This is a genomic window from Flavobacterium sp. H4147, assembly GCF_029360735.1.
Lineage (GTDB): Bacteria > Bacteroidota > Bacteroidia > Flavobacteriales > Flavobacteriaceae > Flavobacterium > Flavobacterium endoglycinae.
The window spans coordinates 1-15255 of the sequence record NZ_JARKNB010000004.1 but is presented as its reverse complement, the minus strand read 5'-3'; the positions used below and the strand labels follow the sequence as shown (position 1 = coordinate 15255).

The 15255-nt window shown below is 33.6% G+C and carries 13 protein-coding genes and 1 rRNA gene; 7 read left to right on the top strand and 7 right to left on the bottom strand.

The genetic code is table 11. From position 1 onward, the window contains the following. Positions 1 to 92 precede the first annotated feature (92 nt). The 4 genes from udk to scpA all read left to right on the top strand — a co-directional run bounded on the left by udk (position 93) and on the right by scpA (position 4682). Positions 93 to 701: a uridine kinase gene (udk, locus tag P2W75_RS17340; protein ID WP_207294976.1), complete on the top strand. Its 609-nt coding sequence runs from the start codon at positions 93 to 95 to the stop codon at positions 699 to 701. 86 nt (positions 702 to 787) lie between these two features. Then, positions 788 to 1120, top strand: a complete 333-nt coding sequence (locus tag P2W75_RS17335; protein WP_207294975.1) for a septum formation initiator family protein — start codon at positions 788 to 790, stop codon at positions 1118 to 1120. Positions 1121 to 1138: 18 nt separating this feature from the next. Further along, the gene (locus P2W75_RS17330; protein ID WP_276381458.1) at positions 1139 to 2500 is read left to right on the top strand and encodes a methylmalonyl-CoA mutase subunit beta; all 1362 of its coding nucleotides are present in this window, start codon (positions 1139 to 1141) and stop codon (positions 2498 to 2500) included. Positions 2501 to 2540: 40 nt separating this feature from the next. Continuing rightward, positions 2541 to 4682, top strand: a complete 2142-nt coding sequence (gene scpA / locus P2W75_RS17325) for a methylmalonyl-CoA mutase (protein ID WP_276381457.1) — start codon at positions 2541 to 2543, stop codon at positions 4680 to 4682. A gap of 30 nt (positions 4683 to 4712) precedes the next feature. Here scpA and P2W75_RS17320 read toward each other — a convergent pair whose 3' ends face one another. The 4 genes from P2W75_RS17320 to dapF form a co-directional block, all read right to left on the bottom strand. After that, on the bottom strand, positions 4713 to 5357 hold the full coding sequence (locus P2W75_RS17320) for a peptidoglycan-binding protein LysM (RefSeq protein WP_207294972.1): 645 nt from the start codon (positions 5355 to 5357) through the stop codon (positions 4713 to 4715). A 393-nt stretch (positions 5358 to 5750) separates the two neighbouring features. After that, positions 5751 to 6791 (bottom strand): endolytic transglycosylase MltG, encoded by a 1041-nt coding sequence (gene mltG / locus P2W75_RS17315; protein WP_207294971.1) that lies wholly within the window; start codon positions 6789 to 6791, stop codon positions 5751 to 5753. A 13-nt stretch (positions 6792 to 6804) separates the two neighbouring features. Next, on the bottom strand, positions 6805 to 7338 hold the full coding sequence (locus tag P2W75_RS17310) for a GNAT family N-acetyltransferase (RefSeq protein ID WP_276381456.1): 534 nt from the start codon (positions 7336 to 7338) through the stop codon (positions 6805 to 6807). A 63-nt stretch (positions 7339 to 7401) separates the two neighbouring features. Continuing rightward, entirely contained in the window at positions 7402 to 8184 is a 783-nt protein-coding gene (dapF, locus tag P2W75_RS17305; RefSeq protein WP_207294969.1) for a diaminopimelate epimerase, read from the bottom strand. 163 nt (positions 8185 to 8347) lie between these two features. Here dapF and P2W75_RS17300 point away from each other — a divergent pair, with 163 nt between their 5' ends. Both P2W75_RS17300 and P2W75_RS17295 read left to right on the top strand, forming a co-directional pair. Next, a complete protein-coding gene (locus P2W75_RS17300) occupies positions 8348 to 9748 on the top strand; it encodes a Do family serine endopeptidase (protein ID WP_207294968.1) in 1401 nt (466 codons plus the stop codon). Positions 9749 to 9947: 199 nt separating this feature from the next. Next, complete coding sequence (locus tag P2W75_RS17295) at positions 9948 to 11396, top strand: glyceraldehyde-3-phosphate dehydrogenase (protein ID WP_276381455.1); 1449 nt, start codon at positions 9948 to 9950, stop codon at positions 11394 to 11396. A 61-nt stretch (positions 11397 to 11457) separates the two neighbouring features. Here P2W75_RS17295 and P2W75_RS17290 read toward each other — a convergent pair whose 3' ends face one another. Continuing rightward, positions 11458 to 11916, bottom strand: a complete 459-nt coding sequence (locus P2W75_RS17290) for an Lrp/AsnC family transcriptional regulator (RefSeq protein WP_207294966.1) — start codon at positions 11914 to 11916, stop codon at positions 11458 to 11460. Between the two features lie 200 nt (positions 11917 to 12116). Between P2W75_RS17290 and ald the strand changes: the two genes are divergently transcribed. Beyond that, the gene (gene ald / locus P2W75_RS17285; protein ID WP_207294965.1) at positions 12117 to 13235 is read left to right on the top strand and encodes an alanine dehydrogenase; all 1119 of its coding nucleotides are present in this window, start codon (positions 12117 to 12119) and stop codon (positions 13233 to 13235) included. Positions 13236 to 13359: 124 nt separating this feature from the next. Here the strand turns inward: ald and pafA are convergent, their stop codons facing one another. After that, positions 13360 to 14979, bottom strand: a complete 1620-nt coding sequence (gene pafA / locus P2W75_RS17280; RefSeq protein WP_276381454.1) for an alkaline phosphatase PafA — start codon at positions 14977 to 14979, stop codon at positions 13360 to 13362. Positions 14980 to 15173: 194 nt separating this feature from the next. After that, positions 15174 to 15255 (bottom strand): 5S ribosomal RNA (rrf, locus tag P2W75_RS17275); the annotation flags it as partial.

Below are 15255 nucleotides of genomic sequence, written 5' to 3'. Positions count from 1 at the left end.
ACTTACATTACTTATATGGTTTAAAACACATAATATGTTTAGCAATTCACTTAAATTATTATTTTTGCGAAACAAATTATAACATCAAATTTATGCTCATTATAGGAATCGCAGGAGGAACAGGAAGTGGAAAAACAACGGTAGTACACCAAATTATGAATGAATTACCAGATACAGAAGTGGGCGTAATTTCTCAGGATTCTTATTATAAAGAAACTACCAATTTATCTTTCGACGAAAGAGCATTAATTAACTTTGATCATCCTCGTGCTATTGACTTTGAATTACTGGTAAAACACTTAAAAGCTTTAAAAGCCGGAGAAACTATTGATCAGCCGGTTTATTCTTTTATTCAGCACAACAGAACGGACGATACCGTATCAACTCATCCAAGAAAAGTAATGATTGTGGAAGGTATTTTAATTCTGACCAATCCAGAATTACGCGATATGTTTGACATTAAAATTTTCGTTCATGCTGATTCTGATGAAAGATTAATTCGTCGTTTAAAAAGGGATATTTCTGAAAGAGGAAGAGATATTGACGAAGTTTTAAACCGTTATCAAAACACCTTAAAACCTATGCATGAGCAGTTTATCGAACCTTCTAAAGCTTTTGCTGATATTATTATTCCAAACGACAAATACAATACGGTAGCGATTGATGTAGTTCGTGCTGTAATTAATCAGAGAATTTTATAATTTTTATTGTAAATTTAATCCATAAAAATTAGAAGTAATCCGAACTAGAGACAACCCTCCAATTCAAAAGAAATATTCGTTTAAAAATGAAATTTAAAAATCCATATAAAGATAAAAAATGGTTTAAATACCTAGGAAACAAATACGTTTGGGTTTTACTGTTCTTTATAATCTGGATGTTATTTTTAGACAATTACTCCTATTTTGATCATCGTTTTTTGGACCAGCAAATTAATGAACTCCAAGACAATAAAAAATATTATCAGGAAGAAATCAAAAAAGATCAGGAACAGATCAAACAACTTAAAAATCCTGAACAAATAGAGAAATATGCTCGCGAAAAGTACTTCATGAAAAAAGACAGCGAAGATATTTACATCATCCACTTTGAGGGAGATACTATTCAAAAAGAAGAATAATCAAGAAAAAAACAACCAATGGCTAACCTATTCGACGATTTTAATCCGATTTCATCCAAACAATGGAAACAAAAAATTCAGTTTGAATTAGATGGAGCCGATTATAACGAAACTGTAATTTGGAATTCTCCAGAAGATATTCAGGTTAAGCCTTTTTATCACAGAGATGAATTTTCCAAATCAGCTTCTGTTAACACACAGGCTTCTCATTTTAAAATCTGCCAGAATATATTTGTTCACGACATTGAAAAATCGATTCGAAGAGCAAACAATACACTTGAAAGAGGCGCTGAAAGTTTACGTTTTACAATTCAAAACGAAAATATTGACGTTACTAAACTATTGGAAAATATTCCTTTAGAAAATAAAATCGTTTACTTCAATTTAAGCTTTCTCTCAATCGATTTCGTTAAGAAATTAAACCAAATTTCTATTGCTCGAAAAGCAGTTTTTTATTGCAATTTAGATCCAATTGGTCATTTGGCACGAGAAGGAAACTGGTTTTTAACTTCTGATAAAAATAATTTCGAGACACTTGAGAAAATTTCAAAGGAAGCTCAAAATCTTTCTTTACTAAGCATTGATTCAGGTTTGTATCAAAACGCCGGAGCCAATATTACACAGCAAATCGCTTACAGTTTAGCACATGCTAATGAATATTTAAATCGTTTTCCTGATTTTACAAAACCTATTGTTTTTCAAATTGCCGTTGGAACCAACTATTTTTTTGAAATCTCAAAGCTTCGCGCTTTACGAATGCTTTTCAAATTAATTGCTGCAGAATATAATCCAAATTTAGACTGTCATTTTTTGGTAACGCCAACAAAACGAAACAAAACAATTTATGATTACAATGTCAATATGCTTCGCACTACAACCGAATGTATGTCGGCAATTCTAGGCGGTGCAGATGCAGTGGCAAATTTACCTTATGATTCATTGTATCATAAGGACAATGAATTTGGGGACCGAATTGCCCGTAACCAGTTGTTAGTTTTAAAACACGAAAGTTACTTTGACAAAGTAGACAATCCTGCCGACGGAAGTTATTACATTGAAAGCCTTACGATGCAGCTGGCTGAAAAAAGTCTGGCATTGTTCAAAGATATGGAAGCGAATGGCGGATACCTAAAACTTCTGAACGAAGGAATTATCAAGAAGAAAATTCAGGAAAGTGCCAATAAAGAACAGGAATTATTCGATTCAAAAAAAGAAATCTTGTTAGGCACCAATAAATATCCTAATAAAGATGACAAAATGAAACATGATTTAGAGCTGTTTCCTTTTGTAAAAATCAAACCAAGAAAAACATTAATTACCCCTATAATCGAAAAAAGATTAGCTGAAAAACTGGAACAGGAAAGGCTGGAACAGGAATAATCTAAATGATAATTAATATTAAATAAACCGAAAAGCGTCTATGACAAGAAAAGACCTTACACATATAAAGTTAGATGTTAAAAGTAAAGAGCTAAGCGAGCAAACGCATAACCCTTCACACTTAACCCATAACTTCACCACAGCCGAAGGAATTGAGATTAAAAAAAACTATTCTGAAAAAGATATAGAAGATTTAGAATTTCTTGATTTCGGGGCAGGCTTTACTCCAAATCTTCGCGGACCTTATGCTACGATGTATGTTCGTCGCCCGTGGACAATTCGTCAATATGCTGGATTTTCTACTGCAGAAGAAAGTAATGCATTTTACAGAAGAAATCTTGCTGCGGGACAAAAAGGACTTTCTATCGCTTTTGATTTACCAACACACCGCGGTTACGATTCAGATCACGAACGAGTAGTTGGAGATGTTGGAAAAGCTGGGGTCGCCATAGATTCTGTGGAAGATATGAAAGTATTATTCGATCAGATTCCGTTAGATGAAATGTCGGTTTCGATGACTATGAATGGCGCTGTTCTCCCTATCATGGCTTTTTATATTGTTGCTGCTGAAGAGCAGGGAGTTGAACTGAATAAACTTTCTGGAACCATTCAAAATGATATTCTAAAAGAGTTCATGGTTCGTAATACGTATATCTATCCTCCTGCTCCATCGATGAAAATTATTGCAGATATTTTTGAATTTACAAGCAAAAAAATGCCGAAATTCAATTCGATCTCAATTTCAGGATATCACATGCAGGAAGCCGGAGCAACAGCTGATATTGAATTAGCTTATACCCTTGCCGACGGTTTAGAATATATTAGAACAGGATTATCAACCGGAATGACAATCGATGAATTTGCTCCCCGCCTTTCTTTCTTTTGGGCTATTGGAATGAACCATTTTATGGAAATTGCCAAAATGAGAGCCGGCCGAATGATCTGGGCAAAATTGATTCAGCAGTTTAATCCAAAAAGTGATAAATCATTAGCATTACGAACACATTGCCAAACCAGCGGATGGAGTTTGACAGAACAAGATCCGTTTAACAATGTTGCCAGAACTTGTATTGAAGCCGCAGCTGCAGCTTTTGGCGGAACGCAGTCTTTACATACAAATGCTTTGGACGAAGCTATTGCACTACCAACAGATTTCTCAGCCAGAATTGCTCGTAATACTCAGATTTATTTACAGGAAGAAACCAAAATCACCAAAACGGTAGATCCATGGGGAGGAAGTTATTATGTTGAAAAGCTTACCAATGATATTTTAGAAAATACTTGGAAACTTATTAATGAAGTTGAAGAGTTAGGCGGAATGACCAAAGCTATTGAAGCTGGAATACCAAAACTTCGAATTGAAGAAGCTGCTGCAAGAAAACAAGCTCGTATTGACAGCGGGCAAGACATTATTGTCGGAGTAAATAAATTTAGATTAGAAAAAGAAGATCCGCTTCATATTTTAGATGTTGACAACCAAATGGTACGCCGACAACAAATTGAGCGATTGGAACATATTAAAGCAAAGCGAGATACTCAAAAAGTAAATCAGTCACTTGAAAAATTAATTCACTGCGCTAAAACCGGAGAAGGTAATTTATTAGAAATCGCTGTTGAAGCTGCTAGAAATAGAGCCACATTAGGTGAGATCAGTTTTGCCCTTGAAAGCATTTTTGGAAGGTTTAAAGCGCAGATTAAATCTTTTAGCGGTGTGTATAGTGCAGCAATAAAAAACGACGAAAATTTTGAAAAAGCAAAGCAGTTAGCCGATGCTTTTGCTAAACAAGAAGGAAGACGTCCTCGAATTATGATCGCCAAAATGGGACAAGACGGTCACGATCGCGGCGCAAAAGTAGTAGCGACAGGTTACGCCGATGTAGGTTTTGATGTAGATATAGGTCCTTTATTCCAAACTCCTGCAGAAGCTGCAAAACAAGCTGTTGAAAATGACGTTCATATTTTAGGCGTTTCATCTCTAGCAGCTGGACATAAAACGCTGGTTCCGCAAGTTATTGAAGAACTTAAAAAACATGGACGTGAAGATATTATGGTAATTGTGGGCGGTGTAATTCCGGTACAGGACTATCAATTCTTATTTGATGCGGGCGCTGCAGCCATTTTTGGTCCTGGAACCAAAATCAGCGAAGCTGCCATACAAATCCTAGAAATACTAATAGATTAAAAAAGCCCCGAATTTTACGGGGCTTCTTTTTTAATTGTCAATTGTGGCATTATTATCTGCCTCAATAAAAGAAAGATCATAGCCTGCAAAATCTCTTAAGTAACTTTTTAAAGAAGTTCCAAAAGCATCTCTAAAATGCCTGTTGCCTCCATGTTTAAAAAAGTTCTTTACTGATCCTGCACCTCCTAAGTGTGCTGCCGCTAAAATTCCCGATTCGGTGATTTTAACGCCATTAATGACTTTTCCTTCATACTTTTCGATTTCATTACGCAAAATCCATTTGTTTTTGGATAATAACGCTACGAAAGCTTTTTCCTGTAAAGCAGGATCTTTTAAGAAGTCCTTGTCATCACTGATACCAATTGCACGTAAAGCTTTAGAACCAAATTGATATTTTCCCATATACCCCAGCGAATTCACTAATTTGTATTTTCCCTGAGATTCTTTAAAAGCGACTGCTTCTTTAAAACCGATAAGACGTTTTCCGGTATATGGAACGTTTAGATTTACTTTAGGATAATCATCCTTTTCTTCAGACGGAAACATGTATTCTGCGCCATCTGTTTTTTCTGTTAGAAACCACGGTTTGGTTTCGACACTAAAGGGTTTAAAACCCAAACTTAAAAATGTAATAATTACGATCAAACTCGCATAAAAATACCACTTCTTTATCATAAATTGTTTTTCTTCAAATCGCTGTCACCTCTTTGAAATTTCTACGATGCAAAAGTAATTAAAAACAAAAAAATCTGATTATCAGCGGTTTAAACGATAATCAAAATTCTGCCAATTCCAGTTAAGCCCTTTAATTACGCAAGGTTCGAGAGGAAATCTATCAATAAATTTTAGAGCAAAAACAGGAAAAACAAATTTAAAAAAAGTGCAATTTTATATCAATTTTAGGTAAATTCGATTAAAAAGAAAGAAATAACTTACAATTTAAAATGTAAATTTTGTAAGATTTTTATATTTAAATAAAAGAAAGCTCTCAATCCTTTTCAAAAATTTGAATCAGATTGAAAGCTTTTTTTAAGTTATTTTGAATTGAAAATTATTCGAAAATCAAAGTTATCTAGTTACCCCTTGACTAGCAATCCAGTCTGAATATCTTTTAGCATTTTTAGTATGATCTGCATAATTGGATGCAAATTCATGATAACCGAAACGATCTACACTAGCACAAAAGTAAATATAATCGTGTTTTTCTGGGTTTAAAACGGCTTCAAGAGCTGTAATATCCGCCATTGCAATTGGTCCCGGAGGAAGTCCGATATTTACATAGGTATTATAAGGAGATTTCATAATCAAATCATTATAAAACACTCTTTTAATAACTTGATCAAAATCATTGTCTCTTAATTTTAAAGCATAAATAACCGTTGGATCTGCTTGTAATGGCATTTCAAGACGTAGACGGTTTAAATAAACTCCAGCAATACGTGGTCTTTCATCTCTTTTAACCGATTCTTTATGTACAATTGAAGCCAAAATAGAAACCTGAACAGGAGTCAATCCTTGCTTTTTAGCTTGCTCGATTCTTTCAGGAGTCCAGAATTTATGATATTCTTTGATCATTTTATCACGGAACTTTTCTGCAGATGTATTCCAATATACCTCATATGTATTTGGGATAAACATCGCAAAAACATTCTCTTCATTAAATCCGTTTGCTTCTAAAAAAGCAGGATCTCTAAAAGCTTTTAATAAAGAAGTACTGTCTGCTTCAATTTCTGAACCTACTCTACCAGCAAAGTTTTCTAAGCGTTCTTGATTGTTAAATGCCAATTTTACTGGAACATTAGCGCGCATGGCACGAACTAAATCAATATTATTCATATCTTTTTTAAGAAGAAAACGTCCTGGTTTTACATTTTCAGGATAACTTCTTTTGCTTGCCACTAATTCAAAATTGTCAAAATTCTTAATATATGGTGCTAATATCTTTTTAACATCACTGTAATTCGATCCCGTTGGCACATGCACATACACTTCATTTTCTTCAAATTTAGTATTGGCACTAAAAATTCGGCTGATTAAAATAAATCCGTAAATCAACAAAACAGAAATTACGGCTACAGCGGTTATGGTGATGATTTTTTTTAAGTTCAAAGTTTCTTAAGTTTTAAATGTTTTTATTGATTAACTGGAAAATTGCTTCGTCGTAATAGTGGTTATTCAGCAAAATCCAATCTTTTTTAATTCCTATTTTCTCAAAACCAAATTTAGTAAAAAGAGCTATACTTGCTTCATTATTTGTACTAATATTTGCATAAATCTGATGGAGATTTAAATTGAAAAAAGAGTATTTTATTAAAAGTTCTAATGCCTCAGAACCAATATTTTGTCCTCTGTTTTCACTCTTCTGAATTACGATACCAATTCCTGCCCTATTATTTTTAGGGTCAAATTCAAATAAATCTATCAAACCAATAGCAGGAAAATCTTCATCCTGACAAATAGCCAGACGCAGCTGTTTTGCTTCATAAATATCCTGCTGCGCATTTTCGAGATATTGTCTAATCAGATATCGGCTGTATGGTGTATTGGTATTACTGACTTCCCAAATGCTTTGATCGTTTTCCATAGAATATACAAATTCTAAATCCTCGGGTTCAAGTGCACGAAGATAAATGGATTCGCCTTTGAGTGTGATCATCTGATTTTTAGATTATTGAATTTAAATTAAAGATTGTGATTGAGAATTTAAAAATTGGATGTATTAAATTTCTATAGTGCCTTTAAAAACAAATTTGGCTGGTCCGGTAAGAAATACATTTGTATAATGATCATTTTCTTTATCAAAAGAAACAACCAGTTTTCCTCCTTCAACATTTAAATTGATAGAAGTTTTATCTGTTTCTCCAATGGCATTCATAGCAATTGCTACAGCTGTTGCACCAGTTCCGCAAGCCAAGGTTTCATCTTCAACACCTCTTTCGTAAGTACGAAGCGAAAATGTACCATCATCAACTTTCTTTACAAAATTAACGTTACTCCCTTTTTCACCGTACAATTCGCCGTAACGAATAGCTGCACCATTTTCCTTTACGTTATAGTGCTCTAAGTCATCAACAAGCTGAACATGATGTGGTGATCCTGTATTTAGAAAAGTATAAGAATCTTTTTTTTGTACTTCATTCACATCAATCATCTGAAGAGATACAATGGCATCATCACCTACAGAAGCATGATGAAGTCCATCTGTAGCTATAAAAGTAGTTTTATCATCAATAACCCCAAGCTGATTGGCAAAGGCAACAAGGCATCTTCCGCCGTTTCCACACATCGAACTTTGATTTCCATCTGAATTGTAATATACCATTCTGAAATCAGTTTCAGAATCATTTTCAAGCAAAATAAGTCCGTCTGCCCCAATTCCGAAACGTCTGTCACACAGACGCTCAATAAGTTTTACATCATTTTTTGGAAAGAAATCTGAACGGTTATCAATCATTACAAAATCATTTCCAGTTCCTTGATATTTATAAAATTCTATTTGCATTTTTTAGTTGTTAGAAATACAAAAGTACGAACTATTAATTAATGAAATGTTAATCATTGTTAAAGAGCGTTAAACCATTTTTTCAAATAATTTTTTGGCATAATTTTACGTTACTAAATGTTAAAAACAAATATCTAAACAACTCAAAAAAATAAACTGTAATATGAAAAAATTTTCAACCTTATTTTTAGTTTCACTTCTAAGTGGTGCTACTACACTTGGTGCTTACAAGTTATTATTTGACGGCAGTGATTCACTTTTAGGAAAAGGAAATTCTGTTGTTACCCTTGCCCCTAATTCATATGGAAAAACAGTTGGATTACCCGGAGATGCAGTTGATTTCACCGAAGCAGCTGATAAAACAATCCACACCGTTGTGCACGTAAAAAATGTATCTAGAAGAACCATTAGCAACCCAATGCTGGAATTCTTTTACGGATATGGCGGACAACAGCAACAAGAACAAGTTGGAACTGGTTCTGGTGTTATTATTTCTGAAGATGGTTATATCGTAACCAACAATCACGTTATCAAAGATGCTTCTGAAATTGAGATTACCTTAAACAACAAAAAATCATACAAAGCGAAGCTTATTGGAACGGATTCTAAAATGGACATCGCATTATTAAAAATCAATGCTGATGAAAAATTACCTTACACTGCATTTGCAAATTCAGATTCTGTTAAAGTTGGAGAATGGGTTTTGGCAGTTGGTAACCCTTATAATTTAACATCTACTGTTACTGCTGGAATTGTTTCGGCGAAGGCCAGAAATTTAGACCAAAGCGGAATTCAGTCATTTATTCAGACAGATGCCGCGGTTAACCCAGGTAATAGCGGTGGAGCGTTAGTAAATACAAGAGGAGAATTAATTGGAATTAACACCATGATTTCGTCTATGACAGGATCGTATGTTGGATATTCTTTTGCTGTTCCATCTAATATTGCCCGAAAAATTATTGAGGATATTATGGAATATGGAAATGTGCAGAGAGGAATTCTGGGCGTTGAAGGCGGCGAACTTAATAGCACAGCTTCAAAAGAATTAGGCGTTACAGAAACTCAAGGTTTTTACATCAACAAAGTTTCGAAAAACTCTGGTGCAGAAAAAGCTGGGCTTACAAAAGGTGATATTATTGTAAAATTAGACGATCAAAACATTTCTACTTTTGCTGATCTTTCTGGTTATATCAATACAAAACGTCCTAACGATGTTGTAAAAGTAACGTATATAAAAGACGGCAAAACTAAAACAGTTCCTGTAACTTTAAGTAAAAATGAATTCTTCAGCACTGAATTTAAAGGAATTGAATTAGAAAATATTGACGCTGCCGATAAGAAAAAATTCAGAATTGATTATGGTGTAAAAATTAAAAACATCACTAATGAAAATTTGATGCAGTATCAAAATGAATTACAAGGCAATATCATTTTAAGTATTGATAATGTGAAAGCAACAAATGTTGAAACCGTTTCAAAACTTTTGAACAAAAAAGATGAAGGACAAAGCGTTCGTATCGAAATGATCAACAAAAACGGGGAGATATTTAGAATTATTATATAGTCGTAGTTTTCGATCACAGTTTTTAGTATAACAAAACTGTAAACAGTGACTCCGACTGAAAACAAAAAAAAAGCCATCTTAAAAATTTAAGGTGGCTTTTTTGTTTTCAAAAATAAATGCTAAAATAGTTTACGAAATCGATTGAAATAGATACTTTTGCGCAAAATTTTAAAATAGTGAGCATTTTATTTTTTCAATTATGAGTAACAAATCATTGTACCAAAAAGAGGTAACATTACAAGTTGACCGACGAAAAGCCGGTGTCGAATTAATCAAAGTCATAAGCGATTTATGGTATGACAAATCCATCGAAATGGTTTTATTCAAAAATCAATTATTGGATAAAAACGTAAGCGATATTATTAACCTTCATCAATATGCTGGTGAATTTGTGGGTAAACCAATCACTATTTTTGATTCGGTTGAAATCGCAAAAGTTGTTTTATCCTTAGATCTTCCACCAGCCAAAATTGACTTGGGAAAACTAACTTACGAATATCGTTTAGAAGATGAAAAATATCCTGATGCACGATATTTTGTTATTGAAAAATTGAAAAAAGCAAAATCTTCTAAAGAAATACAACCTAAAGATGTTGTTTTATATGGTTTCGGAAGAATTGGGCGTTTATTAGCAAGAGAGCTAATGTCAAAAACCGGAAAAGGAAATCAACTGCGTTTAAGAGCTATTGTAACGCGTGACAAAAATGATGCATCGAGTTTAGAGAAACGAGCTTCTCTATTGCGATATGATTCTATTCATGGTGATTTTCAAGGATCTGTAATTGCCGATCCAAAAAATAATGCTTTGATTATTAATGGAACAACAGTTCATATCATTACTGCAAATTCACCTGAAGAAATTGATTATACAACATACGGAATCAATGATGCTTTAGTAATTGACAATACAGGCGCTTTTACAACAGAAGAAGCCCTAAAAAGACATTTAACTTCAAATGGAGTAGACAAAGTTTTATTGACCGCACCTGGAAAAGGAGTTCCCAATATTGTTCATGGCGTTAATCATAACGATTTTAATCCAGACGAAATAAGTATATTTTCGGCAGCTTCCTGCACCACAAATGCTATTACACCAGTTTTAAAAGTGGTGGAAGAAAGTCTTGGTGTTGTAAAAGGGCATTTAGAAACCATTCATGCTTACACTAACGACCAGAATCTCGTTGATAATATGCACAGAAAATACCGCCGCGGAAGAGCTGCAGCTTTAAATATGGTCATTACCGAAACCGGAGCAGGAAGCGCTGTAGCAAAAGCTTTACCATCATTAGAAGGGAAATTAACTTCAAATGCAATTCGCGTTCCGGTGCCAAATGGATCACTTGCTGTTCTAAATTTAGAAGTTAAAAAAGCAACATCAATTTCTGGAATCAATAAAATCATGAAGAAATATGCTCTTGAAGGAGAATTGGTAGAGCAGATAAAATATTCTTTAAACAACGAATTAGTTTCGTCTGACATTGTAGGAACTTCTGCTCCATCTATTTATGATAGCAATGCTACAATTGTGTCAAAAGACGGAAAAAATATAGTCTTATACATCTGGTACGATAATGAATACGGATATAGCCACCAAGTTATTCGTTTAGCAAAATATATTGCCAAAGTAAGACGTTATACCTATTATTAATTCAACCAAAACTAACTTTTTTCTAAAACCATCGGGATTTCCTGATGGTTTTTCTTTTGTTTTAAATAGGAAGAACTGTGGTACTCTTCACTTCCGAAATAACAAAAACAGTATTAATTAGAGAAACTTCTGGAAGAACCGATAATTTTTTCTGATGAAAATGATGATAGCTTTCCATATCCGGAATGATAATTTTAAGCATGTAATCAAAATTTCCAGAAACATAATTACATTCTACAACTTCGGGTAGATTTAAAATTGACTGATTAAATCCTTCAGACGTATCATAAGTTTGTTTGACGAGTGTGACCTGACAATAAACTGTCAAATTATTTCCCAATTTTTTCTTATCTAAAAGCGTCACATATTTTTCGATAATACCATCTTTTTCAAGACGTTTCACCCTATCATGAACAGGTGTTAAGGACAAATTTATTTTGTTTGCAATATCTTTTAAAGTATAATGCGCATCTTCCTGCAAAAGACGTAGGATTTTTTTGTCAATTTCATCTAAAGCCATAACGAAAACGTTTTATTAAAATAAGCTGATTTAGTCATTTTTTCTTTTTGGAGAATCAATTCTTAACAGAATCAGAATATTTTTCTGTAAAAGTAAAAAATAAAATAATATTTTCTTATTTATCGCATGTTAAACCATAATTTATTCTCTATCTGTAGATTTGTAAAAACAATTTCAATAAAAACAAAAAATATAACAAAATGATAATAGGTGTTCCTAAAGAAATAAAAAATAACGAAAACAGAGTTGCTCTAACTCCTGCCGGTGTTTCTGAAATGAAAAAACACGGACATACAGTTTATGTACAATCTACTGCTGGTTTAGGAAGTGGTTTTGCTGATGCAGAATATGCTGAAGCTGGTGCAGTAGTTTTACCAACTATTGAAGAAGTTTATGCAATTGCAGAAATGATCATCAAAGTAAAAGAGCCAATTGCTTCTGAATACCCATTGATCAAAAAAGATCAATTATTATTTACTTATTTCCACTTTGCATCTTCTGAGGAATTAACGCATGCAATGTTAGAAAGAGGAGCTGTTTGTTTAGCTTACGAAACGGTAGAGAAAACAGACAGAAGTTTACCATTATTAGTTCCAATGTCTGAAGTTGCAGGTCGTATGGCAATTCAACAAGGAGCAAAATATCTTGAAAAACCATTAAAAGGAAGAGGAATTCTTTTAGGAGGTGTTCCAGGTGTACCACCGGCAAAAGTATTAGTTTTAGGTGGAGGAATCGTAGGAACTCAAGCAGCTAAAATGGCTGCTGGATTAGGTGCTCAAGTAACTATCATGGACTTAAGCTTGCCACGTTTACGTCAATTAGATGATATTATGCCAGCAAATGTAAATACAGAAATGTCGAACCACTACAACATTACAAGAGCAATTAAAGATGCCGACCTAATTGTTGGAGCTGTTTTAATTCCAGGAGCAAAAGCACCTCACTTAATTACTCGTGATATGCTTAAATTAATGCGTCCAGGAACTGTTGTTGTTGATGTCGCTGTTGACCAAGGAGGATGTATTGAAACTTGTACTCCAACAACTCACGAAAACCCAACTTTCATTATTGACGATATCGTTCACTACTGTGTTGCTAATATGCCGGGAGCTGTTCCTTACACGTCTACTTTAGCTTTAACAAACGCAACTTTACCTTATGCTGTACAATTAGCAAACAAAGGATGGGAAAAAGCATGTGCAGAAAATGAAGAATTGAAAAAAGGATTAAACGTAGCTAATGGAAAAATCCTTTATAAAGGAGTTGCTGAAGCTTGGAATCTTCCTTTTAACGAAGAAATAGTATTAGCAAACGCATAGTGCTAATACTTATATAAGTGCTTACTAAGTCGCTATTATAAAGGCTTTTCTTAATTGAAAAGCCTTTTTTTTTTCATAAAAAAAACCTGTCTCACACAAGACAGGTTTAAAATAGTATATTTTATTATTTCTTGTTATCAAGAACTTCAGTCATTACCTTAGCTTCAGTTCCGTTTGGAAAAGTAACTTTAATTTTCTGAGCTATTGTCGGAGCAATTTCTGTAATAGCCTTTTTATCATAAGATTCTCCTTTCTTAATATTCCATCCGTAGAAAATGGCCGGAACGTGTGTATCATAACTATAAATAGTTCCGTGAGATGTCCCAGTAGTTGAATATTCTATATCTCCCGGCTTATCTACAATAACTAAATCACCGTTTTGTGTTACATCATATCCTTTTGCTACAAAATTAAGAGAATAATCATTTCCAGCATTTGCCAAAATTTCTTCTTCTGTATAAACTTTTTTAACTTGAGGCTGAGTAATTAAAAATTCTTTGAATGCTTGTTTTACTTTTGCAAGTTCTAATGCCTTCTCCTTAATAATTTGTTTATTGAAGAAAACATTAAAATTTGAATAGTTTTGAATCAAATCTACACCAAAAGTCTTAGTTGAAAAATCTTGTAAACTTTTCTTAACCTCTTTAGAAGGATAATTATCTACATTGTATTTACGATCTTTTAAATAAATTACGTTTTCAGCTCCAGCATGATCCGCTGTTAAGAAAAGTAGATAATTACCTTTCCCAACCGTTTTATCAAGATAAACTAAAAAATCTGCTATTGTCTGATCTAACCTCAAGTAAGTATCTTGAAGCTCCATAGATCTTGGTCCGAGTAAATGGCCTACATAATCTGTAGAAGAAAAACTAACCGTTAAGAAATCTGTAATGTTATCTTTCCCTAATCCCTCTTTTTCAATAGCCCTTTTTGCAAATTCAGCTAATAAATCGTTTCCAAAAGGAGTAGCACGGATAACACCCGCATCATTTTTTTCATACATAGTTTTTAAATCGTATGGAAAAACCGGTGCCGCACTTCCATATAATTTTCCCTCATAAGGATTATTATCTGGAAGACTTTCGTTGTAAACCGAAGCAGGTTTGTACAAATCCCAACCTTTATTAATATATTTTAAGTAGTTTTTTTCGTTGTTGAACTCAGTAACCCAATCAGGTAATTTGTCGCCGTAAAATGTACTAGAAATAAAAGAACCTGTTTTACTGTACCAGAATGCCCAATTTGCAAAATGACCAGCAGGTAATATCGCTCCACGATCTTTTAAACTCATTCCAATTACTTTACCATTAAAATTAGTAGCCATTCTAACTTCGTCTGTAATCGTAGTACTTTGAAGATTCTTAGGAGACATAGCGCCTTCTTCTGCTGTACCATCACCCACTGTTTTAACTCCTGCATCATCTGTACAATACATTTCTTTTCCCAGAGTTCTGCTGAACCATTCGTTACCTACAATTCCGTGGGTTGCTGGTGTCGTACCAGTATAGATTGAAGCATGTCCAGGAGCAGTATAAGTTGGCATATAGTTATAATGCATATTTTGGAAAGTAAATCCATCATTCATTAATCTTTTAAAGCCGTTTGGAGAAAAATCATCTGAAAATCGATATAAATATTCCATTTTCATCTGATCTACAACTATCCCTACAACTAATTTTGGACGTTGCTGTGCACTTAAACTTGTAATAGCAAGAAGTGTTAACAGTAAAATATTTTTCTTCATGTTTAAATAAAATAATTGAAACACAAAAATACTCATTCAAATCCGAAAAGTCTAAACTATCAATCTTTAACCTTATAGAATTGACTATAATTTAACAGTTTTTAAAACTTAGCTCCTTCTATTTTTTATGACAATTTCCAACTAATATGTAAAAACGAAAAAACCCTGTCCGGTATGGACAGGGTTTTACAAAAGAAAGGCGGCGACATACTCTCCCACAATATGCAGTACCATCTGCGCAGGCGGGCTTAACTTCTCTGTTCGGGATGGGAAGAG

What these genes read in the sequence shown, in the direction of transcription:
- udk (WP_207294976.1), top strand. Translation starts at nt 93, where the DNA reads ATGCTCATTATAGGAATCGCAGGAGGAACAGGAAGTGGAAAAACAACG.
- P2W75_RS17335 (WP_207294975.1), top strand. Translation starts at nt 788, where the DNA reads ATGAAATTTAAAAATCCATATAAAGATAAAAAATGGTTTAAATACCTA.
- P2W75_RS17330 (WP_276381458.1), top strand. Translation starts at nt 1,139, where the DNA reads ATGGCTAACCTATTCGACGATTTTAATCCGATTTCATCCAAACAATGG.
- scpA (WP_276381457.1), top strand. Translation starts at nt 2,541, where the DNA reads ATGACAAGAAAAGACCTTACACATATAAAGTTAGATGTTAAAAGTAAA.
- P2W75_RS17320 (WP_207294972.1), bottom strand. Translation starts at nt 5,357, where the DNA reads ATGATAAAGAAGTGGTATTTTTATGCGAGTTTGATCGTAATTATTACA.
- P2W75_RS17310 (WP_276381456.1), bottom strand. Translation starts at nt 7,338, where the DNA reads ATGATCACACTCAAAGGCGAATCCATTTATCTTCGTGCACTTGAACCC.
- dapF (WP_207294969.1), bottom strand. Translation starts at nt 8,184, where the DNA reads ATGCAAATAGAATTTTATAAATATCAAGGAACTGGAAATGATTTTGTA.
- P2W75_RS17300 (WP_207294968.1), top strand. Translation starts at nt 8,348, where the DNA reads ATGAAAAAATTTTCAACCTTATTTTTAGTTTCACTTCTAAGTGGTGCT.
- P2W75_RS17295 (WP_276381455.1), top strand. Translation starts at nt 9,948, where the DNA reads ATGAGTAACAAATCATTGTACCAAAAAGAGGTAACATTACAAGTTGAC.
- P2W75_RS17290 (WP_207294966.1), bottom strand. Translation starts at nt 11,916, where the DNA reads ATGGCTTTAGATGAAATTGACAAAAAAATCCTACGTCTTTTGCAGGAA.
- ald (WP_207294965.1), top strand. Translation starts at nt 12,117, where the DNA reads ATGATAATAGGTGTTCCTAAAGAAATAAAAAATAACGAAAACAGAGTT.
- pafA (WP_276381454.1), bottom strand. Translation starts at nt 14,979, where the DNA reads ATGAAGAAAAATATTTTACTGTTAACACTTCTTGCTATTACAAGTTTA.